The following is a 22184-nucleotide window of genomic DNA, read 5'->3' as shown; positions in this document are numbered from 1 at the left end:
CCTCTTCTTTTTTTTGCAGGATAAGGTTTTAATCGAGGAAGCCTTCTAATTTGGGCAATCCGGCTACATCAAGTTCTCCTTTTTCGAAAGACTTCAGGAGTCGTATAAGGGCTTCAGGGTTCATGTCATTCCCGGTAAGGCGGGCAATTCCGAAGCCTTTTTCATCGTCGCTTCCAAAGACGATCAGTTCATCTATGGCGTCTTCTTCACCCAGGTAATAGAGTTCAGCCTTTCTGGTGCCCCCGCCGTAGCGCATAAGCTGCTGGTATTTATCGGCTTTCAGAATAGAAGATAAACGTTCTTTTTCGGTTTCATATTCTTCTTTATTTTCTGTTTTCAGTGGAAATCCGAGGATATTCACTTTCCTGATGGTTTCCAAAGTGGCTTTTTGCTCGGCGTTGAGCGTGGTATTATCGCCCGTTAACAAACTCACCGGTATGTCGAACGCCAGGTACTGGTTGTCGTTTTGGTGCTCTACATAAAACTCCTGCAGGCTGGTCTCATTATTACACGAAGCAAAGCCAAGGCATAGCAGCACCAGTATAAAAACTGACTTTTTCATCTTAATTTGTTTCAACTTTTTCGAGTTCTTCCCCACCCGGAATCTTGAAGTCATTTGCCAGTTTTGACACCTGTGCAAGGTTGATCTCTCCGGTAATATTCAGGATGACCGACATGGGCTTATTTTTGTCCTGGCCTTCCATGAACATAAACAACTGGCTCACATAATCGTCATTTTTGCCGGGTTTGTAATAGAAGCGAACGGTCTTGCCATCTTCAGAAACCCTCATAAGCTCTTCCATACTTCCTTTTTTGATGTAGGAAGCCACATCAAGGGCCATTTGCTGGCGAATGTTCTCTTTGGTTGTTGAAAGAACTTTCATCTCCTTGAGGTTCTCAATAAGGTCAATGTAAGCCTGGGTTTCGGGATCATCGGCATTAAGGTCTATTTTGGTGAGCAACTTGAACATTTTGCTCGTTACCACTACCGCATCTACTTCTTTCATGCTTTCGTACTTATCAAAAGACTGGGCGCCGGAAAGAAAGGGTAGTATAAGTGCCAGTAAGGCAAGGCTGAACTTTTTCATGGTTTTGATTTTAAGGTTACTTTACAATTTTATCTTTGGTGTTATTGAATTCTTCAAGGTAGCCGAGATCCTCGGTGCCGGCATTCATGTACAGGGACATCATTTCAAGGGCTTCTCTGGTCTTTTGCATGGCCAGTTCGGGATCTTCATAGGTGCCAAACTCGCTCACCTGGTTTTCCTGCTGTACCACCACTCCCAGGAAGATCACAATAGAAGCGGCTATGGCCACCCAGGAGTACACTTTTTTCCTGCCAAACCTCAGCTTTTTTTGTTGAGGGGCATAACTTACTTCTTTTTCGAGCTTCTCGGTCTTTGCCTGGTCAAAGAAACAGAACATGGGAATATACTGCTGCAGGTGTGGCGCGACCTCTTCCGACCTAAAGTAATTCTTCAGGGTAGTTTCTTCTTCTCCTGTGGTCTCGGCTTCGAAATAGCGGTCTAACAGTTTTTCAATTATTTGCGATTCCATAGCGGTGTCTTTTAATCATTTCTTCTTTTATTTTTTTGCGGGCCCTGCTTAAGGCTACGCGTATGGCTGTCTGGTTCATTTGGGTCATCTTGGCTATCTCTTCATACTCATACTGCTCTACCTCCCTTAACTGGATTAGTGTCTTTTGTTGTTCAGGCAAATTGGCTATGATCTTCTCTACCCAGTTGAGATCGTCCTGTATCTCCACTTTGTGCTGTAGCGAGGTTTCACCGCATTCATAATTGCTGTGCACAATCCGCAGGTTATTGTTCTGTTTCAGTTTGAGTTGATCGAGACAATGGTTCCTGGTTACCGTCATGGCAAAAGCCTCCAGATTGTTGTAAGAGCTCAATTGTTCCTTTCGGCTCCACAGCTTTAACATTACTTCCTGCGTTGCATCCTCAGCAGCCTCTTTTGAAACGAGTAACCTCAAGGCAAGCCTGTACATCTTGTCCTGCACCGGTTTCATGAGACTTATGAAAGTATGCTGTTTCATTTTGGTTGGGTTGGCGGGCTTTTTTAGGGCTCCTTTCCTTTACGACGGCTATCAACTTTATTTGTTACCGTAAAAGTTTAAAAAGTTTGCTTATTCGTGTTACATTTATCCTGAACAATGTGGATAAAGCTATGAAATCTACCCTGAAATTACTCTTATCTTTTTTTGCAATCATTCTCACCAGTGCCTGCCATGACGATAGGGATGATGTGATTACGGCTTCAGATGAACTCGAGATCAAAAACTTTATCTGGAAAGCCATGAACGACATGTACCTCTACAAGGCCGATGTTCCCAATCTTGTCGATGATCGCTTTGCCTCCCAGGAAGAGCTGAATGCCTTTTTGCGCAGCTTTTCATCTCCGGAAGAACTTTTTTACGAAGGCCTGGTAGCCGATTTTGATGATTTCAGTTTTTTGGTGCAGGACTACAGGGTTTTGGAAAGGTCATTTGACGGCATCAATATTTCAAACGGAATGCAGTACGGCCTGGTGGCTTATCCTCCGGGTTCCCAAAATGTAGTGGGTTACGTGCGTTATGTTTTGCCCAATACTTCAGCCGAAGAGCAGGGCATTAAAAGAGGGGGCCTGTTTAGCGGCGTAGACGGTACAGCCCTTACCCGCGAGAATTATTCCCGGCTGCTGCAACCGCAAAGCTACACCATAGAGCTGGCTGAATTTACTGAAAGCGGAATCGTGGCTACAGGTGAAAGTATAAGCCTCCAAAAAGAGGAATATTCTACCAATCCCGTTTATATCGCCAGTACGCTTGAAACTTCGGAAGGAACCGCCGGCTACCTGATGTACAACGGGTTTACAGGCAGTTTTGATGATGTTTTAAATAATACTTTCGGCTATTTTCAGGCTGAAGGAATAGAAGACCTCATTGTTGACCTGCGGTACAATAGCGGCGGCTCGGTTGAAACTGCCAGTGACCTGGCAAGCATGATCACCGGCCAGTTTACCGGCGAAATCTTCAGCAAAGAACAGTGGAACCAAGATTACCAGAACTTCCTGGAAACTACTGCCCCCGAGAGCCTGAACAACCGTTTTGACGACCAGATAAGAACAGGCGCAGCCATTAACAGCCTTGGGCTTAACAGGGTTTACTTTATCACTACTTTAAGAACTGCTTCGGCAAGTGAGCTGGTGATCCACGGACTCAAACCTTATATTGAAGTAATTCAGGTGGGGGAAAATACCACCGGAAAATTTCAGGCTTCCACCACGCTTTACGATTCGCCCGACTTCCGAAGGAACAGGGTTAATACAGGTCATTCTTATGCGGTACAGCCCCTCATTTACAAAAGCCTGAATGCCAATAATGTCACCGATTATTCCGAAGGGCTTACGCCAGATGTAGAAATTAAAGAAGATTTTACAAACCTGGGAGTGCTGGGAGACCCGCAGGAGCCTTTGCTGGCAGCGGTGTTAAGCCTCATAGAAGGACGCATTCCCCAAATGAGCGTCAAAAATGGCATTTTTGAGGTGTTAGGAGAAAGCAGGAGTTACGACCTACTTCACCAAATGATGTATACCGAAGATCCTGATCTGCCAGGCAGCTCGAAAGTTGAATTTTAACATATATTTTGCATTTTTCTTTGGTACTAATCGCGATTATCTTAGTTTTAGCCACCACTAAACATATTTTAAATGAAGAGATTATTTATGCCGATATTCCTGCTGGGAATTTTTTTCACCTCCTGCTCAAAAGATGACGATGTACAGGAAAAAGAACCTGAAGTCACTCCCGATGCGCGGGATTTCACTGTAGACTTGTTTATGCATCGCGCAATGGCCGATTGGTACCTGTATGAAGCCGAGGTACCCGAACTACAGGAAGGTTATTTCAAAAACCTTCAGGAAAAAAAGGATTTTTTCACAGGTTTTGATGATCCTGAAGAGACCTATGAAAATTTAAAAGCATCTCATGACAGGTTCAGTTTTATGTGGGATGATTATACCGAGCTGGAAAAATTGCTTTACAGCGGGATAGAGAAAACAACAGGGATGGTTTTTGCCTATGGAACGATTGGAGGTGGAAGCGACGCCTTTATCATCACGCGATATGTTGTGCCCGGTTCTCCTGCAGACCAGGCAGGAATTAAACGCGGCGATGTTTTCCTGGAAGTGAACGGGAAACAACTAACATCAGCTAATTTATGGGATCTTCTATCACAGGATAGCTTTAGCGTTTCTTATGCCGAAATTAATAACAATATGATTGGTTTAAGCGGAAAAACAGCGCAGCTTACAAGTGTAGAACTGGCTGAAAATCCGGTGCACCTGGCCAAAGTCATAAAACACAACGGGTTGAATGTGGGCTACCTTATGTACAACGGATTTACTTCAGATTTTGACCCTCAACTTAACGAAGCCTTTGGTTTCTTTAAGGCCGAAGGCGTTGATGAACTGGTAATAGACCTGAGGTACAACGGAGGAGGATCGGTTGAAACAGCCTCAGACCTTTCATCTATGATCACCGGCGGATTTAAAGGCCAGTTACTTGCCGAATTGATTATGAATGAGAAATGGAAAGCCATCTATGAAGAGGAAGCTCCCGAATATGTAAAATTCAGGTTTAATGACAAGATACATACCGGGGAAGCCATTAACAGCCTTAACCTGGGAAGGGTTTACGTGATTGCCACCCGTGGTTCGGCTTCGGCGAGTGAATTATTGATCAACGGCCTTGATCCTTATATTGAGGTAATTCACATTGGTGAGAAAACTGCCGGAAAATACCAGAGTTCAAGAACGCTGTACGACTCAAATCACATCATGTTCGCCAAAGAGAACGTCAACCCTTCGCATAAATATGCCATCCAGCCGCTCATTTCAAAGGTTGCCAACTCTGTAGGAAAAAGTGATTACGAAGACGGATTAACTCCCGATATCAATGCTTCAGAAGGACTGAACTATCTACCTTTGGGAGATAGAGAAGAACCGCTACTAAAGGTTGCTTTGAATGCCATTTCAGGAGAGACTGGCGGGGAAGCTACCACTGCCGCACATAAGAGGATGCTCAATGACAGGTTTAAGATTGAAGGAGAGAGCGACATGTTTCAGCCTACTTACCAAAGAATGTACACCAATGAGGTGCCTGCAAGGAAGTAATTGGACCTGGAAAAAGCTTAAACGAAAAAATCCCGCTTTTGCGGGATTTTTTTATGTACAAATTTCTATGTTAATCATTGAAGTAAAACCCGTTTGGCCCTACTCCAACGTTGATCTTTTTAACAAACTCACCTGAAGTGGTATATACCTCAATAAACCCATTTGAAGCAAAATCACCTGCATCCCCAATATAGATCCTCCCATCTTCTACTTCAAACCCGTACATTTTTCCCCATTGGGAGTTACTGGTATACTCAATAACAGGAGCAGCAGGGCCGGCGGCAGCTCCAACTGCCATTGTATAAACCGCATTACCCAATGTAAAATAAGCTGCACCGTCTTCAACCTCCAGGTTTGAAACTCCCTGCAGGTCTTCTGTAAATATAACCTCTGAAACTTTTTGACCCGTGGTAAGATCAATAGTTTCAAAACTTTCTGTACCCAGCACATACAGGTAATCATTTTCTATCTCCATATCTGTGAGTCCGTCATTGACCTCCAGGGTTTTCACTACTGCGTTTGTAGCTGAATTTATTACAGTTATGGTATTGCCCACTCCATAAGAAGAATTCTGAACATAGATGAATCCGTCTTCGGCCAAAACTTTTGCAGCGGGAGCATTAAGTGCTATGGTACCGGTAACCTCCAGGTTTTTAAGATCTATAACTGCTATGTAATCATCATTGGGCGCATTTACTACTTCAGCCAGGTTTGTAACATAAGCTGTTTCACCAACTACTGCTGCATAATAGGGAACTTTGAGGCCACTGTCTACCTTGCCAACAACTTCAAAAGTATTACGGTCTACCGCGGTGATGAGATTTGACCCGTTAGATATGATATACGCATTCTCCTCGTGAAAGAACATTGACTGGAGAAATTTCCCCAGATCGTCATCGTTATTTGCCTGGTAGATCTCATGTGCTACAGTGCTAAGGTCTTCGCTCAAATATGTTACAGTGCCTGCAGTTTGGGAACCTTCATTGAGTACAAAGATACCTTCGGCATAAGATCCGGTTTCGGGTTTGGGTTCTGGGTTCACATTATCGTCATCGCTGCTACACGAATTAAGGAAAAACCCACCAAGGAGTCCGAACAAGAATAGTTTTCTAAGCTTCATAAATTAAAAATTAAGATTTAAATAAATATTGAAATTAACGCCGGGCATCCAGCGGTCTTCTACGTTTTGGTATGCTTCATCGAAAAGGTTTCTCACCCGCGCCCCTAACCTGTATGAACCTTCACGGCCGAAAGCATAAGAAGTGGACAAATTTGAAATTGTATAAGCTTTCAGGTTGTATTTTGGATCATTGTCTGAACGTGTGAAAACCTCCCCATTAAAAAGGAACTGGTAATCAAAATTCCACCTGCCATAAGTATAACCCGCAGCGGCCGTTGCTTTGTGGTAAGGAACGTAAATTAACTGCTTACCGGTCTTTTGGTTTTCAGATGCTGTATAGGCATAGATCCCTTTAAGGTTTAACAATCCGCTGCCCACTTTTTTCTCCCATCCTAAAAGTGCTTCCAGGCCATAAGACCGCACCTCATCTTCATTATGAGGCCGCCAGTTTCCACCACTTTCGGGCAGCCACCTTATCATATCCTGAATGTCTATGTAATAAGCGGTAAGGTCAAGGCCTAAATTCTGCCATCTAAAACTGTTGCCAATTTCGGCCTGCAGCGAAGTTTCCGGTCTTAAACTGGTATTTCCTCCCGGGTTCCAGTAAAGGTCATTATAGGTGGGGATTCTAAAATTTTTGGAGGCATTCAGCTTCAGGCTATAAAAAGAAGAAAACCTGTACTTTGCTCCTGCTGAAAATAATAGCGGGCTCTCATAATTATTGGTCAGTTCCTTCCGAAGCCCCGCTTCATAAGAGAATTCTTGTGCTGGCTGATGCTTCAGAAGAAATGCTGCGGAAAAAATATTCCGGCTGTTGTCATCAATACCCGAACCCTCGCCAGCTGTATGGGTATTTGAAAGTACCGAAGCTAGCTGAAGGTTTTTAAAACCAAAATATTCCAGGTCATTTCGGGCAATGAAAGTTTCAGCCTCTCCAAAAGAAAAGCGCTTAGAACTCAGATTCTCATAATACCTGTAGCTTTCATCTAAAAAGGCAATCTTGGTAGTCGATTTAAATTTGGAAACCCCTGTTTCCCACTCCAGCAGGTTCCTGCTGTTCACATCCCGGTATTTTGTAGGTGTCTCAGATGGTCTAATGAGCGAAAAATGCCTGTCTGCATGAGAAAAACTGCTGAAGGCCCGCAGGTAATTTTTAGGGGCGATCTTGTAGGCCAGCCCCACATCAAGGCTGTTATTGTAGAACTGCCCATTCAGGTTCTCCCCTTTTTCGGGGTAATCGTAATCATTGTCTGAGCTGTTCCTTGCTCCCGCTACAGACAAACTCCACACTTCGCCCGAGGCCTCTAAACTGTACCTGGCATCAAGGCTGTTATAGCTGCCATACTGCAAAAAAATCTCATTTTTGAAGCCCTGGTTAAACTTAAGCCTATTGTTGAGGTGAACCGTTCCGCCAATGGCTCCTGTCCCGTAAATAACACTTCCGCCGCCACCGCGCAGGGCCACTTCATCGACCCCTGCCGTATTAATTATATTGAAATCTGTCTGCCCGTTGAACTGCGAATTTATATTGATCCCGTTCCACAAAACTGCAGTTTGTGAAGCCGTGGTTCCGCGGAAAGAGGGCGAAGAGACCATACCCAACCCGTTCTGCTTAAAATAAATGGGCGAATTGAACTGCAGGACCTCGCCTAGGGCAGGACGGCTGAGTTTAGTGACGGAATCATCAATTTTAATAAGGGTTTGGCCGGTTGAAAACTCACGAAGTTTAACATCGCTCAAAAAAACCTCTTCGAGATAGTTGATAGAGTCAAGCTGGGCAAAAGAGGGCGTCCAGTGAAACAGGCTCAAAAATAGTAGGTAGAGAATGCTTTTTTTCATCATCCGCAGGCTTTTTTCCCGAAAGCCAAAGGTTTTTAATTAATGAAAAATGGCAGGTCTCCTGGCTCGCGTCCTTTTTGTGAACCTTCCCATCCCATTAGCTGGCAGGACAGTGGTATGAAGTGTACAAAAGGCATTCCGACGCATCGGAACTAAGCTTACAGTTGCGGGAACAGCTCAGGCTTGTTTGAAGGTAGATTTTAGAAGTATGAAGTTAGAAGTAACTCACACTAATAATCGCTTCGGAATTCGAATCACTGTACTTCGTAAATCTAACTTCGTACTTCTAACTTCAAATTCCCCTGATTCCCTTTTAATCGATGTCTTTTCTTTCTGAAACTTCTTCAGAAAACAATCGAACCAAAATTCAAAGCGAAAATAAACATTTTAGGGCTTTTTACTTCAATAATTTTAAATAATCTTACTTTTGAAGTGCCAATGAAGAACAGCCTCTACATATACAGCCTCCTACTCCTTTTCATCTCCTTTGGATGTAGATCTGACAAACAGGAAAAAGCTCCGCTCTTATCCAAACAGGGGGAAGAGATAGCAGTAAAATACGCCTCGGGCCTGCACATCGTTGATTTTAACGACCATATGATCATTAGCGTGGAGAACCCCTGGCCCAATGCCGACAGAACCTACCGGTACCTGCTGGCAGAAGAAGGGGCCAAGGTACCACAAGACGTAAAATTTGACCAGCGGGTGCAAATTCCCGTTAAAAAAATTGTGGTCACTTCCACGACGCATATCCCGGCGCTCGAGATTTTAAATTCTGAAGAACTGCTGGTGGGCTTTCCCGGTTTGGATTATATTTCTTCCGAAAAAACCCGCAAACGCATTGCAGCTGGCAAAATCAGGGAAATAGGCAAGAATGAAGCCCTCAATACCGAAAGCCTGCTCAACCTCCAGCCCGATGTGGTGATTGGTTTTTCGGTAGATGGCAGCAACAAAAGCCTCGACCTGCTCCAAAAAACCGGAATCCCGGTGGTGTTCAACGCCGACTGGACAGAGAATACCCCTTTGGGAAAAGCCGAATGGATAAAATTCTTTGGCGCCTTCCTGGGAAAAATGGATCAAGCAAATGCCTTTTTTGAAGGGATAGAAAAGGAATACCTCAACGCCAAAGAGCTGGCAAAAAAAGCCGAAAACAAACCCGAGGTGGTTGCCGGTGCCATGTACCAGGACCAGTGGTACCTGCCCGCAGGCAATTCCTGGCAGGCCATTTTCATAAAAGATGCCCATGCCAATTACCTTTTTGACCAGACAGAAGGCACAGGCAGCCTTTCCCTTTCTTTTGAAAACGTACTCACCCAGGCCGCACATGCCGATTTTTGGATGGGCCCCGGCCAGTTCACAGCTTATACCGAAATGCTGCAGGCCTCTCCCCATTATGCAAGGTTTGAGGCTTTTGAGAACAGGGATATCTACACATTTGCCAGCGAAAAAGGGAGTACCGGCGGGGTAATATTTTATGAGCTCGCCCCTTTACGGCCCGATCTGGTCTTGAAAGACATGATTTCTGTCTTTCATCCCCAGCTGCTCCCCAACTACACCACTACTTTTTATAAACCCCTGGAATAGTTGCAAAATACCCGTGCCTATACTATCGTTTTATTTCTCCTGTTGGGGGCAACAGTAGCGGCATGGCTTTTAAATATTAGCCTGGGATCGGTAAATATCCCTTTTGAAGAAGTGCTGGCAGTGCTTTTTTCTTCGGAAGCTAACAGCACCAACTGGCATTACATTATTATGGAATACCGCCTGCCAAAAGCCTTTACCTCAATTTTGGTCGGCTCTGGCCTTGCGGTGAGCGGGATGCTGATGCAAACGCTTTTCAGGAACCCTTTAGCCGGCCCGTATGTGCTGGGATTGAGCAGCGGTGCCAGCCTGGGCGTAGCCCTGGTACTTATGGGGGCAACTATCTTTGGAGGTGTTGCCGGTGGGGCCGTCTTTTCTCAATGGAGCGTTGTGATTGCTTCCAGCTTTGGCAGTTTGCTCGTGCTCATGGCGGTAATGCTGGCTTCAGTAAAGCTTAAAGACACCATGGCCATTCTCATTATAGGCCTCATGTTTGCAAGCCTCACCTCGGCGGTGGTAAGCGTTCTGGCATATTTTAGTCCGGCGGCACAGCTGCAGCAGTATGTTTTCTGGTCCTACGGAAGTGTGGGCGATCTCAGCTGGAATGAACTTGGCATCATGAGTTTTTTCTGGGTGTTTGGAGTGATGATTGCCCTCTTCAGCATAAAAAACCTCAACTCCCTGCTTTTGGGGGAACAATACGCCCGAAGCCTGGGCATGAACATTGGCCGAAACCGAACCGTGCTCATCATCTCGACAAGTATATTAGCCGGAAGCATCACTGCTTTTGCAGGGCCGGTAGCCTTTGTGGGCATGGCAGTGCCCCACCTCATTAGGCAGGTGATCCCGGTGAACGATCACCGCATCCTGTTGCCGGCCGTGATCTTTGGCGGTGCCATTCTCATGCTACTCTGCGACACCGTGGCCCAACTGCCCGGCAGCGATCACACCCTGCCCATAAATGCAGTAACTTCGCTGGTAGGCGCACCCGTGGTGATCTGGCTCCTGGTAAGAAAAAGAAAATTCCTCTTCTAAAACTTCAGAAATAGCAGCAGATAAGAAACATATCATCCTTAAAACTGAAAACCTCTCCATAGGTTACAGAAAGAAGCAGTTCGAGAAAACAGTGGCTTCAGGAATTGATATTGCGGTTTCTGAAGGTGAACTGGTGGCGGTGGTAGGCATAAATGGCGTGGGAAAATCGACATTTTTGAGAACCCTAAGCGGGATACAGCCTGAACTTTCGGGGCAGATTGAGCTCAACGGCGAAAACAGAAAAAATATTTCTGCGGAAAGGCTGGCAACCATGATTAGCCTGGTGCTCACCCAACAGCCCCTGTCAAAGAACCTGGGCGTAGCCGAACTGGTAGCTCTTGGCAGGCAACCCTACACTAACTGGATTGGAAGCCTCACCTCTACCGACAAAGAAATAGTGAAAGATGCCCTGGCCCTGGTTAAGATCGAAGAAATACAGGAAAAGAAGTGCCACGAGCTAAGCGACGGACAGTTGCAAAAAGTGCTTATTTCACGTGCCCTCGCGCAGAATACGCCTTTGATGATCCTCGATGAACCCACTTCCCATCTCGACATGTACCACAAGGCACAGGTACTCAAACTCCTGAAAGATCTGAGCCTGCGCACAAAAAAAGCGGTGATCTTTGCCACCCATGAGATCAACCTGGCCCTGCAGCTGTGCGATAAGATCATATTGATGAAGCCAGACGGGGTAGTACAGGACACGCCCCAACAGCTCATTCAAAAAGGGCATTTTGAGAGCATCTTTCCTTCAGACCTTATAGTTTTTGACAGGGCCACCGAATCCTTCAGAATAAAAACCTGAAAATAGTATCTTTGAGCAAACTCAGCTCATGACAGATCCCACTTTTATGGCAATTTGCCTCGCAATCCTCATTTTTGGAGGCCTTTTAGGCTATTTGCTGGCTAATTTTAGGGGCAAAGGCATTCAAAATGTGCTAAAAGAGCGAAATGAACAGCTCAATAATCAGTATCAGGATTATAAAGTCCAGGTTCAGGAGCAGGTGCTGCAGTTAAAAGAGCAGGGAAAGCAGGAAAAAGAAGCCATCAACAGGCAATATTTGGAAGCCTGCCATGAACGTGAAGAAATAAGGGGCAAAAAAGACATTTTAAGCACCCAACTAACCGAAAGGACTTCAGAATTAAAAAACCTTCAGGAAAAACTGGAAGAACAAAAAGGGGAACTGGAAAAACTTCAGGAAAAATTCAGCAAAGAATTTGAGAACCTGGCCAATAAAATCCTCGAACAAAAATCGGAGAAATTCACCAGCATCAACAAAGAAAACATCAATCAGATCCTCTCCCCGCTTCAGGAAAAGATCAAACTTTTTGAGGAAAAAGTGGAGAAAAACTCCAATGATTTTATCGAGCGGCACGCACAGCTGGGCAAGCAACTAGAATACCTGCACGAGCAGAACGTGAAAATTAGCGAAGAGGCGAATAACCTTACCAAAGCTTTAAAAGGCGAGAATAAGACCCAGGGGAACTGGGGCGAATTGATTTTGGAGCGCGTGCTTGAGAAGTCGGGGTTGGTAAGGGACCGGGAATATTTTCTACAGAAATCCCACGAGACCGAAGAAGGCAAAAAACTGCTGCCCGATGTGGTTCTGCATTTACCCGGAGACAAGCGCATGGTCATTGACTCAAAAGTTTCGCTGGTGGCTTATGAAAAATACGTAAATGAGGAAAACCAGGAAAAGCGGGCACGTTACCTCAAAGATCATTTGCGTTCGCTTAACGGCCATATTCAGGACCTTAGTGCCAAAAAATACGAGGACCTCTACAAGATGGATTCACCCGATTTTGTGCTCATGTTCATACCCGTGGAACCGGCCCTGTACCTGGCTCAAAATCTTGACAGTTCTTTCTTTTACACCGCTTTTCAAAAAAATATTTTACTGGTAAGCCCCACCACCCTGCTCTCTGTACTGCGGACAATTGACACCTTGTGGAGCAACGAAAAACAACAACAAAATGCGCTGGAGATCGCCAATCACGCAGCTTCTTTGTACCATAAATTCAAGTTGCTGCTCGATGAACTCGAAACCCTTGGAAAAAGGCTGCGGTCTACCAACACGGCCTATGATGATGCCATGAAAAAACTCACAGGCCAGCAAAACCTTATCAAAGACATAGATCAACTGGAAAGCCTGGGGATCTCCCCCAAGCAAAAGCTGTCTCAAAAATGGCTTTCCCGCGCGAACGGGGAAGAAAACCAGAACCAGTTAAACTAACATTATAAAAGCCACTTCGGTTATATCCCGGAGAATTATAAACCTACTTTACCAAAAGCATTAGAATGACCAAAAAATACAAGACAGTTGCCGAATCTCAGGTAACCATATCAGAACTTATGTTGCCCTCACATTCCAATTTTAACGGAAAAATACACGGGGGTTATGTACTGTCCCTGCTCGATCAAATTGCCTTTGCCTGTGCTTCCAAACACTCGGGGGCCTATTGTGTTACCGCCAGCGTAGATACGGTAGATTTTTTAAAGCCCATAGAAATTGGCGAGCTGGTAACCATGAAAGCTTCGGTGAATTTTGTAGGGAGCAGCTCCATGCAGATCGGGATTCGGGTGGAAGCCGAAAATATCCAGACAGGTGCCCTAAAGCATTGTAATTCCTCGTATTTTACCATGGTTGCAAAAGATGAAAAAGGACAATCGGTCAAAGTGCCGGGGCTTATTTTAAAATCCAGGGATGATATTCGCAGGTTTGCAAAAAGTATCAAGCGGTACGACAACAAAAGGGTGCGCCTCAAAGAATTTACCGAAACCGATTTTGTTTCTGAAGAGCACCTGCACATCGTGGAAACCTATAACGTTAAAATTGAGGTGTAGTGAAATTTAACGGATTCATTGCCGCGCTGCTATTTGCCATCCTCATTTCATGGTTTCTCCCACAAGGCCCCGAAGTATTGCCGCTTAAGCTCATTACCGATGTGGGGATAGGCTTCATTTTCTTTTTCTACGGATTAAAATTGTCTCCTGCCGAGTTTAAAACCGGACTGTACAATTATAAGGTCCACATTTTGGTGCAACTCACTACCTTCATCTTTTTCCCGCTGCTGGCCCTTGCGTTTGCACCATTCTTTGAGGGCGGCACGGGTTCGTCGCTTTGGCTGGCCCTGTTTTTCCTGGGGGCCCTGCCGTCTACGGTAAGTTCTTCTATTGTCATGGTCTCTCTGGCCCGAGGGAACATTCCCACAGCCATTTTTAATGCCAGTCTTTCGGGACTTCTGGGGATCATCGCCACCCCTCTCTGGATGAGCCTTTTCATGGCAGCCTCCTCCCAATTTGAATTTGCGGCAGTGGTACAAAAGCTGGTACTCCAGATTATTTTGCCGTTGATAATTGGTCTATTCCTTCAGAAGTTTTTAGGAGATCTCGCCCGGAAAAATTCTAAAAAGATCAGCCTATTTGATAAGTCGGTCATCGTTCTTATTGTGTACTCGAGTTTTAGCACCGCATTTTCTTCAGAATTATTCAGCAGTGTAGGTCTTTACGACCTGCTAAAGCTGGTCACAATGGTGAGCATATTGTTCTTTGTGGTTTATTTTGGACTGGGAGCAATTTCCCGCTGGTTAAATTTTTCTACGGAAGACGAGATTACAACCAAATTTTGCGGCACCAAAAAATCTCTGGTACACGGTTCGGTAATGGTTAAGGTAATCTTCGGAAGCTCTGCAGCAAACGCCCTGTACCTGCTGCCCATTATGCTTTACCACATCCTGCAGCTACTGGTAATTGCCGTTTTTGCTGAAAAATACCGAAAGCGGCCAGAGAGAGAAGACCTTCCGGTTACATAGCATATGACGATGCCAAATTGTTTTGCTATTTATGGGTATGAAGATAAATGGCTAAAGCCATTATTTTTTATTAATTTCCCTATAGCCCCGGGTTCAAACCCGGGGCTATGATAGCACATAAAAATAAAAACCGTTTTAACGGTTTCATTTTCATTTTTTTAAATGGGGCATTCGTATAATAAAATATGGGTTCATGCCATTTGGTCAACCAAAGACCGGCGTCTTTTAATTGAGCTTTCAGTTGAGGATAAAATTCATCAGCACATCAATCAGCAATTGCGTGAAGCTGGTTGCCCAGTACGGATTATAAACGGCATGCCAGATCACATTCATTGCCTGTTCTTACTCAATCCACAAAAATCTATTTCGGAAGTGATCAAGCAAATCAAAGGCAGTAGTTCACATTACATAAACCATCACAATCTTATACCTCAAAAATTTGCGTGGCAAACCGGGTATGCTGCTTTTTCTGTTTCTGAATCTGTCTTAGAGAAGACTTCTTTCTACATCCAGAACCAAAAAGCACACCATCAAAAAAAGACATTTCAACAGGAATACGAGGATTTTCTGAAACTTTACGGATTGTTCAATTCATAATCTCTCCAGTTGTCACCATTTTTAAATGGTTAAACCATTATAAACTCTCCAGATTATTCTATAGCCCCGGGTTTAAACCCGGGGCTATAATAGCATATAAAAATAAAAACCGTTTTAACGGTTTCAGGATCAAATCGAGGCCACAATTCCCGCTACATTAACGGTAAACAAGATCCAGCCCATTACAAGCAGGAGGCCGCCTAGTGGAGTAACAGGTCCCAAAAATGTCATTTTTCGCCCCCTTGCCGAAGACAACACAAGCCCGTAGATACTGAAGGAAAACAATATCACGCCTATTACTAGAAACCAGCCCATGAAGTTTTGAGATAATCCTTGAAAGGGAAAGATCACTCCCACCAGGATGAGCAGTAAAGCGTGGTACATCTGATATTTGACACCGGTCTCAAAACTTTTGAGCTGGTCGTTATCCAGGTATTTCTTCAGGCCATGGGCGCCAAAAGCACCAAAGATCACTGCCAGTGTTCCGAAAACTCCGCCGCATATTAAAATAAATTCTTTCATAATTCCACATTTTTGAGACCTCTGTAAATAAGAATGCCATCTTAAAAAGATGGCATTCAAAAATAGCATTTTTGAGACTTATTTTGTCAGGTACATTTTTCTCCTGGAGTACAATTCATAGAAAGTATCGTCCCGCAGGCTGTCTATAAATAAGATACTTTCGCCGGTACTCTTCATTTCTGGCCCCAGCTGTTTATTAACATGGGGGAACTTATTGAAAGAGAATACAGGTTGTTTAATAGCGTAACCTTCCAGTTTTGGTTCAAATTTAAAGTCGGTCACCTTACTTTCTCCCAACATCACTTTGGTTGCATAATTCACATAAGGCTGCCCGTAAGCTTTAGCTATAAAAGGCACGGTACGGGAGGCTCTTGGGTTTGCTTCTATGATGTATACTTTGTCATCTTTAATGGCAAACTGAATGTTGATGAGCCCCACAGTATTTAAAGCCAGCGCAATTTTCTTGGTGTGGTCTTTTATTTGCTGAAGCACAAGATCTCCCAGGTTGAAAGGCGGAAGCAGGGCATTTGAATCTCCCGAGTGGATTCCGCAGGGTTCGATATGCTCCATGATCCCGATAATCTGCACGGTTTCACCGTCACAAATTGCATCGGCTTCAGCTTCAATGGCCCCATCTAGATAATGATCTAGAAGCAGCTTGTTATTCGGGATTTTTCTTAACAGGTCTACCACAGTAGCTTCAAGCTCCTGCTTGTTGATCACAATCTTCATCCCCTGGCCTCCAAGCACGTACGAAGGCCGAACAAGAATTGGAAAATCGAGTTCATCGGCAAGGGCCAGGGCTTCATCGGCAGTTTCGGCTACCCCAAATTCGGGATAAGGAATATCATTTTCCTGAAGCAGCTTAGAAAAAGATCCTCTGTCTTCAGCTAAATCAAGAGACTGGAAGCTGGTTCCAATGATCTTTATTCCGTAGCGATCAAGTTTTTCAGCAAGTTTTAAAGCCGTTTGGCCGCCCAGCTGCACGATGACACCTTCAGGTTTTTCATGCTGGATGATGTCGTAGATATGTTCCCAAAAAACAGGTTCAAAATAAAGTTTATCGGCCACATCAAAGTCGGTCGAAACGGTTTCAGGGTTACAGTTGATCATGATGGTCTCATAGCCGCACTCTTTGGCAGCGAGTACCCCGTGTACACAACAGTAATCGAATTCTATTCCCTGCCCAATCCTGTTTGGACCTGAGCCCAGCACCACGATCTTCTTTTTATCGGAAACCTTACTGTCGTTCTCTACATATTTCACTCCTTCTTTAGTCTCTATTTCGGCTTCAAAAGTGGAGTAATAATAAGGAGTTTCCGCTTTGAATTCGGCTGCACAGGTATCAACGAGTTTGTAAACCCGGTTAATGCCCATCTCCTCCCTTTTCCTGTAGACCTCGCTTTCGAGACAGTCTACCATATAGGCGATCTGCCTGTCGGCAAAACCTTTTTGTTTTGCTTCAAGCAGCAGGTCTTTAGGAAGAGAATCTATGCTGAATTTTGAGATTTCTACTTCGAGGGTGTACAGCTCCTCATATTGCTTGAGGAACCACATATCAATTTTTGTGATCTCGTGAATCCTGGTTAACGGAATTCCCAGCTGAATGGCATCATAGATCACAAAAACCCTATCCCAGCTGGCGAATTTCAGCTTCTCCAGAATTACATCATAGTTGGAATACCCTTTGCCATCGGCACCCAGGCCGTTCCTTTTGATCTCGAGCGACTGAGTGGCCTTGTGCAGGGCTTCCTGGAAAGATCTTCCTATTCCCATCACCTCGCCCACAGATTTCATTTGCAGCCCAAGGGTGCGGTCACTACCTTCAAATTTATCAAAATTCCAACGCGGTATTTTCACGATCACATAATCGAGCGTAGGCTCAAAAAGTGCCGAGGTTGATTTGGTAATTTGATTCTGAAGTTCGTCTAGCGTATAACCAATGGCAAGTTTAGCCGCAATCTTGGCGATGGGATAACCCGTGGCTTTTGAAGCAAGAGCCGAAGACCTTGAAGTTCTCGGGTTAATTTCAATGGCCATGATCTCTTCTTTTTCGTCGGGGCTTACCGCGAACTGCACGTTACAACCTCCGGCGAAGTCACCAATATTCCGCATCATTTTGATAGCCAGGTCTCTCATTCTCTGGAAACAGGTATCACTAAGGGTCATGGCCGGGGCAACCGTAATAGAATCTCCGGTGTGTATTCCCATAGGGTCCATGTTCTCGATAGAACAAATAATCACCACGTTATCGTTCTTATCGCGCAGCAGCTCCAGCTCGTATTCTTTCCAGCCTAAAAGGGCTTTATCTATAAGCACTTCATGAATAGGGGAAGCTTCAAGGCCGGCTGTTAACAGTTCATCAAAATCTTCTTCTTTATGTACAAAAGAGGCACCGCTCCCCCCAAGGGTAAACGAAGCGCGTATTACCAGCGGAAAACCAAATTCCTGCGCCACTTCCTTCCCTTTTAAGAAAGAAGTCACTGTTTGTGCAGGGGCCACACCTACTCCCAGGCGTACCATTAACTGCTTGAACTTTTCCCTGTCTTCTGTAATATTGATAGCATCAATATCTACCCCAATCAACTTAACATTAAAATCGTTCCAGATTCCTTTTTCCTCGGCCTCTATACATAAATTTAGTGCCGTTTGCCCTCCCATGGTAGGAAGCACTGCATCAATATCGGGGTGATCTTTTAAGATCTCAATAATAGATTTTGTGGTAAGGGGTCTCAGGTACACATGATCGGCCATAGAAGGGTCGGTCATGATGGTGGCAGGGTTTGAATTTATAAGGACGGTTTCAATTCCTTCTTCGCGCAACGACTTAAGTGCCTGTGCACCGGCATAATCAAATTCACAGGCCTGACCAATTACAATGGGGCCAGAACCAATAATCAGTATTTTTTTGAGGTTTTCGTTCTTTGGCATGAGAAAATCTTTGTGTGGTGTTTGTAAAAATAGGAACCTACAGGGTATAAAAAAAGGCGTTACTTAAAAAAGCAACACCTTTATTATTTAGAGGAATTATCATCTAGTGTTTGTGCCTTTGCTCAGAGGAAACAGATAATTTCTTTCTACCTTTTGCTCTTCTACGAGCAAGCACCTTTCTTCCGTTAACACTTGCCATACGCTCTCTGAAACCGTGCTTATTTTTTCTTTTCCTCTTAGATGGTTGAAACGTTCTTTTCATGATAATTATCTTTAATCTTCTTTGAAATCGCTTTGAAAAACAGCCTTAAGACCTCCTCTTAAAACTGCGGGCAAATATACAAAGAGTTTTTACTTAGGCAAACCCTTATTTAAAATAATTCCCAATTGTTTTTCTTACCTTTGCGGTTTTTAAAATTTACTGCAAATGTTCAATAAAATCTATAAATTAATAATTACTGCTATCCTTGTTATTGTTGCTGTCTGGCAATTTTTTGAAGGCAATATAGGAAATGGGCTTTTCCTATTACTGTTGGCAGGTATATTTATTTTCCTCTATTACAAGAATGAAATGATCCTGATGGCCTTTTTGAGGCTTAGGAAGCAGGATTTTGCAGGAGCCAAAAAATGGCTCGATAAAATAAAGGACCCCGAAAAAGCACTTACTCAAAAGCAACAGGGATATTACTGGTACCTACACGGTTTAATGGTCTCCCAAACCAACATCACACAGGCCGAAAAGTTCTTTAAACGCGCCGTGAAACTGGGACTTTCAATGAAACAGGACCTCGCCATGGCAAAACTCAACCTTGCGGGCATCGCCATGACCAAAAGAAGAAAGAGAGAGGCACAAATGCTGCTACAGGAAGCCAAAAAACTCGACAAACACAATATGCTTGATGAACAGATCAAGATGATGAAGCAGCAGATGAAAAAGATCTAAATTTGCCATTTTTGAAACCCCGCTTCCAAGGAGCTTTTTCCTCTTCTCCTGCTTTGTATTTCAACTATTATACCTGTAGTTAAACGAGTTTATTTTAGCCGGGACGCCGCGTTCTGTAACTTAGTGCAGAATTTGGATTCCCGGCACATGCAGCGAGCTTTACTACTTCTCTTTACGCTATCTTTCTTCTTACTGGCTCATGCCCAGGAGGATGAGATAAGTTTTTCTGAAGCTCTTGCCATCCACCTTCCCAAGTACAACAAACACGCCGATAAAGCTTACCGTGACAAAAATATAGCCCGTGCAGACGAGCTGTTCGACTCTCTGGTGAATTACGGACTTAAAGGTTCTGTACTCGATAATTTCAGGGTAACAAACCTGAAAAAGAAGCCGGTTTATCTCAACGAGTTTGAAAAACCAGTATATCTTACCACCTACGCCTCGTGGATCATTCCCACCGAGGGCGAAATTCCGGCACTCAATAAACTTTCAGAAAAATACGGGGAGCAGATAGACTTTATCATCCTATTCTGGGACAACTTCGAGACCACAAAAAAACTGGCCAAAAAGTACCACAAAAACATAAAGATCCTGTACGTAGATGAACTGCAAAACAACAGCCCGTATGTTGTAAAAATGATGAAGCACTCCCTGGGGCTGCCTACTTCCTTTCTGCTGGACAGCGGTAAAAAAATCCTGGACATTCGAAGAAAGGTCTCCCATCCCTTCGGAATTGAATTCGAAAAATCTTTCGCCCTCAATTACGATTCTTTATCGAGCGCCATTTCCCTTTTATTAATGGAAAACAGCAGCCGTTACATTACTGCTGAAAAAACAGTTTTCCCATAATCCTGAAGGAGAGGGAAACTTATTACATTCAGATTCCACCCCAAAACCCATATCGCTATGGAGCCGGGTAATAACCTTCTTCGGGAAGTTCAATCAGATATTCTTTACGGGACCGGTTATTGAGGTGCGCCTCCCTTAACCACGGATTGTGAATTTTGAGGATCTTGTAATTGATTCCGAAATTCTGGGCGAAGCGTGCAAAATCGGTCACTGCGGTATCTACTTTTACTTTATAAGAAGGGATGTGCTGATAAAGGTCTTTTTGCCTGAAGTTAAACCCGTACTGCTGCGGATTTTCCATGATTTCTTTTAAAGCCAGGATCCTGAAGATATACCTCCCGGTCTCCTCACCCAGGAGCAGGTCGTAATAATCGCTTACATCCTGCCGTTCCCGCTGCCTGTCTACCCCGTAATTACCGGCGTTATATGCGGCGGCGGCAAGCGTCCAGTTCCCAAATCGCTCTTTTGACTTTTTAAAATATTCGGCGGCTACGTGGGTTGATTTTTCAATGTTGTAGCGTTCATCAACATTATCGTTGATCTCCAGCCCATACTCTTTACCGGTGCTCTCCATAATCTGCCAGAAACCCCTGGCCCCTGCAGGAGACACTGCGTTGGTAAGGCTGCTTTCTATCACGGCCAGGTATTTAAAATCGTCGGGCACCCCGTGTTCGGCAAGAATTGGTTCTATTACAGGAAAGTATTTATTTGCCCGCTTAAGCAACAACAAAGTATTGGATTGCCAATAAGTATTTACCAGGAGCTCCCGGTCCATTCTTTCGTAGACATCGGGGATTTCTACCGGCACCTTTTCCCCGGCAAATTCGAGGTCTTCGGGCATGGGCAAAGCATATACATTATAATCATTTGCAATCTTTTTTTCCTGGTTCTCATCACTGGGCGCATCCTGTACCGCATTGATCCCAAGACCGCAAACCACCAGCAGGCTTCCTCCAATAAAAATATTCTTCAGTTTCATTTTAAGTATGTATTTCTTTTTCTTTCTTTTTTTCCAGTTTTCCGGTTGTGATGATCTCTTCAAGGTGTTCGTTAAACCATCTAAACCGGTTAATGATCATCACGTGCGTGCCTCCCGGCACAGTAATACACCCGTCAATATACCGGTAAGGGAATATCTCATCCCGGTCGCCGTGAATGTGCACCACACCCGGGTAAGGCTCCTGCCTCTCCCAGCAAACCATCTGTTCTATCGCCCAGTCGAGATAACGTGTATCGGTGACCGAAAGATACTTTTTGTAAAGCTTGGCTCGTTTGGTCGCAAAATCGCCCAGCGCAATTTTCTCCAAAGCATCTACATGGCGCACCAGAGAGGTGGGTAAAATTTTAAAAGCACCTGTACAGCGGGCGAACCTCATGCGGCGTGGCAATTCATTTTCACTTTTTACGCTGGAAATAATAATTACCCGCCGCACCTTTATAAACTGGGCCATTTCCTGAACAATAACCCCGCCAAAGGATACACCGATAAGCACCGGTTTTTCATGTTCAATCTTTATGCTCAACCTCTTCGTGTATTCCCTTAAACTTTCCTTTGGCTTTGGAAGCACCCAGTCAAGCCAGTGGATCTTGAACCTGTCTTCGGGCAGCCTTATCATTTCAAAAATACTGGGGTTGGCGGCCAGGCCGGGCATACAGTAAACGTGGATAAGTGGGTCTTTCACCATACTTTAGCAGGTTCTACAGCCGTAATGTGCTCAAAAATCGTTAACTTTACATTCAAATTTAAGGGAAATTACGCGCTTCAGATCAAGAATTAATTAAAAT

The 22184-nt window shown here is 44.3% G+C and carries 22 protein-coding genes and 1 riboswitch; of the genes, 11 read left to right on the top strand and 11 right to left on the bottom strand.

Going from position 1 to position 22184, the window contains the following annotated elements; all coding sequences use genetic code 11:
- Window positions 1–28: 28 nt before the first annotated feature.
- The 4 genes from JRG66_RS11340 to JRG66_RS11325 are packed head-to-tail and all read right to left on the bottom strand — an operon-like array spanning window position 29 to window position 2053.
- Window positions 29–562, bottom strand: a complete 534-nt coding sequence (locus JRG66_RS11340) for a GFO_1091 family lipoprotein (protein ID WP_265162880.1) — start codon at window positions 560–562, stop codon at window positions 29–31.
- Between the two features lies 1 nt (window position 563).
- Window positions 564–1088 carry a GFO_1090 family protein gene (locus JRG66_RS11335; protein WP_265162879.1) on the bottom strand — a complete coding sequence of 175 codons (525 nt, stop codon included), beginning with the start codon at window positions 1086–1088 and terminating at the stop codon, window positions 564–566.
- A 16-nt stretch (window positions 1089–1104) separates the two neighbouring features.
- A complete protein-coding gene (locus JRG66_RS11330; RefSeq protein WP_265162878.1) occupies window positions 1105–1557 on the bottom strand; it encodes a PG0215 family putative anti-sigma factor in 453 nt (150 codons plus the stop codon).
- Window positions 1538–2053 carry a GFO_1088 family ECF-type sigma factor gene (locus JRG66_RS11325; protein ID WP_265162877.1) on the bottom strand — a complete coding sequence of 172 codons (516 nt, stop codon included), beginning with the start codon at window positions 2051–2053 and terminating at the stop codon, window positions 1538–1540. The genes JRG66_RS11330 and JRG66_RS11325 overlap by 20 nt, the downstream gene beginning before the upstream one ends.
- Before the next feature lie 131 nt (window positions 2054–2184).
- Here JRG66_RS11325 and JRG66_RS11320 point away from each other — a divergent pair, with 131 nt between their 5' ends.
- On the top strand, window positions 2185–3633 hold the full coding sequence (locus JRG66_RS11320; protein WP_265162876.1) for a GFO_1087 family putative carboxy terminal peptidase: 1449 nt from the start codon (window positions 2185–2187) through the stop codon (window positions 3631–3633).
- 72 nt (window positions 3634–3705) lie between these two features.
- Entirely contained in the window at window positions 3706–5169 is a 1464-nt protein-coding gene (locus JRG66_RS15745; protein WP_265162875.1) for a GFO_1087 family putative carboxy terminal peptidase, read from the top strand.
- A 70-nt stretch (window positions 5170–5239) separates the two neighbouring features.
- Here JRG66_RS15745 and JRG66_RS11310 read toward each other — a convergent pair whose 3' ends face one another.
- Window positions 5240–6289 (bottom strand): YncE family protein, encoded by a 1050-nt coding sequence (locus tag JRG66_RS11310; protein ID WP_265162874.1) that lies wholly within the window; start codon window positions 6287–6289, stop codon window positions 5240–5242.
- A gap of 3 nt (window positions 6290–6292) precedes the next feature.
- Window positions 6293–8131 (bottom strand): TonB-dependent receptor plug domain-containing protein, encoded by a 1839-nt coding sequence (locus tag JRG66_RS11305; protein ID WP_265162873.1) that lies wholly within the window; start codon window positions 8129–8131, stop codon window positions 6293–6295.
- A gap of 31 nt (window positions 8132–8162) precedes the next feature.
- A riboswitch (cobalamin riboswitch) is annotated at window positions 8163–8508 on the bottom strand.
- Between the two features lie 58 nt (window positions 8509–8566).
- Between JRG66_RS11305 and JRG66_RS11300 the strand changes: the two genes are divergently transcribed.
- The 7 genes from JRG66_RS11300 to tnpA all read left to right on the top strand — a co-directional run bounded on the left by JRG66_RS11300 (window position 8567) and on the right by tnpA (window position 15154).
- Window positions 8567–9712 carry an ABC transporter substrate-binding protein gene (locus tag JRG66_RS11300; protein WP_265162872.1) on the top strand — a complete coding sequence of 382 codons (1146 nt, stop codon included), beginning with the start codon at window positions 8567–8569 and terminating at the stop codon, window positions 9710–9712.
- Window positions 9713–10744 (top strand): iron chelate uptake ABC transporter family permease subunit, encoded by a 1032-nt coding sequence (locus JRG66_RS11295; RefSeq protein WP_265162871.1) that lies wholly within the window; start codon window positions 9713–9715, stop codon window positions 10742–10744.
- Window positions 10745–10835: 91 nt separating this feature from the next.
- Window positions 10836–11549 carry an ABC transporter ATP-binding protein gene (locus JRG66_RS11290; RefSeq protein WP_307726286.1) on the top strand — a complete coding sequence of 238 codons (714 nt, stop codon included), beginning with the start codon at window positions 10836–10838 and terminating at the stop codon, window positions 11547–11549.
- Between the two features lie 28 nt (window positions 11550–11577).
- Complete coding sequence (locus JRG66_RS11285) at window positions 11578–12978, top strand: DNA recombination protein RmuC (RefSeq protein WP_265162870.1); 1401 nt, start codon at window positions 11578–11580, stop codon at window positions 12976–12978.
- Window positions 12979–13043: 65 nt separating this feature from the next.
- Window positions 13044–13589: an acyl-CoA thioesterase gene (locus JRG66_RS11280; RefSeq protein WP_265162869.1), complete on the top strand. Its 546-nt coding sequence runs from the start codon at window positions 13044–13046 to the stop codon at window positions 13587–13589.
- On the top strand, window positions 13589–14557 hold the full coding sequence (locus JRG66_RS11275) for a bile acid:sodium symporter family protein (protein WP_265162868.1): 969 nt from the start codon (window positions 13589–13591) through the stop codon (window positions 14555–14557). The genes JRG66_RS11280 and JRG66_RS11275 overlap by 1 nt, the downstream gene beginning before the upstream one ends.
- A gap of 162 nt (window positions 14558–14719) precedes the next feature.
- On the top strand, window positions 14720–15154 hold the full coding sequence (gene tnpA / locus JRG66_RS11270; RefSeq protein WP_265162867.1) for an IS200/IS605 family transposase: 435 nt from the start codon (window positions 14720–14722) through the stop codon (window positions 15152–15154).
- A gap of 129 nt (window positions 15155–15283) precedes the next feature.
- On the opposite strand, the gene JRG66_RS11265 is transcribed toward tnpA, so the two are convergent.
- The 3 genes from JRG66_RS11265 to rpmH all read right to left on the bottom strand — a co-directional run bounded on the left by JRG66_RS11265 (window position 15284) and on the right by rpmH (window position 18869).
- Entirely contained in the window at window positions 15284–15676 is a 393-nt protein-coding gene (locus JRG66_RS11265) for a DUF423 domain-containing protein (protein WP_265162866.1), read from the bottom strand.
- Between the two features lie 78 nt (window positions 15677–15754).
- Window positions 15755–18607, bottom strand: coding sequence for a carbamoyl-phosphate synthase large subunit (gene carB, locus JRG66_RS11260; protein ID WP_265162865.1), 2853 nt, complete (start codon window positions 18605–18607; stop codon window positions 15755–15757).
- Window positions 18608–18710: 103 nt separating this feature from the next.
- The gene (gene rpmH, locus JRG66_RS11255; protein ID WP_083961569.1) at window positions 18711–18869 is read right to left on the bottom strand and encodes a 50S ribosomal protein L34; all 159 of its coding nucleotides are present in this window, start codon (window positions 18867–18869) and stop codon (window positions 18711–18713) included.
- 165 nt (window positions 18870–19034) lie between these two features.
- Here rpmH and JRG66_RS11250 point away from each other — a divergent pair, with 165 nt between their 5' ends.
- The gene (locus JRG66_RS11250) at window positions 19035–19550 is read left to right on the top strand and encodes a DUF2892 domain-containing protein (protein WP_265162864.1); all 516 of its coding nucleotides are present in this window, start codon (window positions 19035–19037) and stop codon (window positions 19548–19550) included.
- Window positions 19551–19673: 123 nt separating this feature from the next.
- Window positions 19674–20399 (top strand): TlpA family protein disulfide reductase, encoded by a 726-nt coding sequence (locus JRG66_RS11245; RefSeq protein WP_265162863.1) that lies wholly within the window; start codon window positions 19674–19676, stop codon window positions 20397–20399.
- 55 nt (window positions 20400–20454) lie between these two features.
- Here JRG66_RS11245 and JRG66_RS11240 read toward each other — a convergent pair whose 3' ends face one another.
- A complete protein-coding gene (locus tag JRG66_RS11240) occupies window positions 20455–21378 on the bottom strand; it encodes a lytic transglycosylase domain-containing protein (protein WP_265162862.1) in 924 nt (307 codons plus the stop codon).
- A 1-nt stretch (window position 21379) separates the two neighbouring features.
- Window positions 21380–22084 carry an alpha/beta fold hydrolase gene (locus tag JRG66_RS11235; protein ID WP_265162861.1) on the bottom strand — a complete coding sequence of 235 codons (705 nt, stop codon included), beginning with the start codon at window positions 22082–22084 and terminating at the stop codon, window positions 21380–21382.
- Window positions 22085–22184 lie beyond the last annotated feature (100 nt).

Source organism: Salinimicrobium tongyeongense (assembly GCF_026109735.1).
GTDB lineage: Bacteria > Bacteroidota > Bacteroidia > Flavobacteriales > Flavobacteriaceae > Salinimicrobium > Salinimicrobium tongyeongense.
The sequence above is the reverse complement of the archived record's forward strand: the minus strand, read 5'-3'. Positions and strand labels throughout refer to the sequence as shown.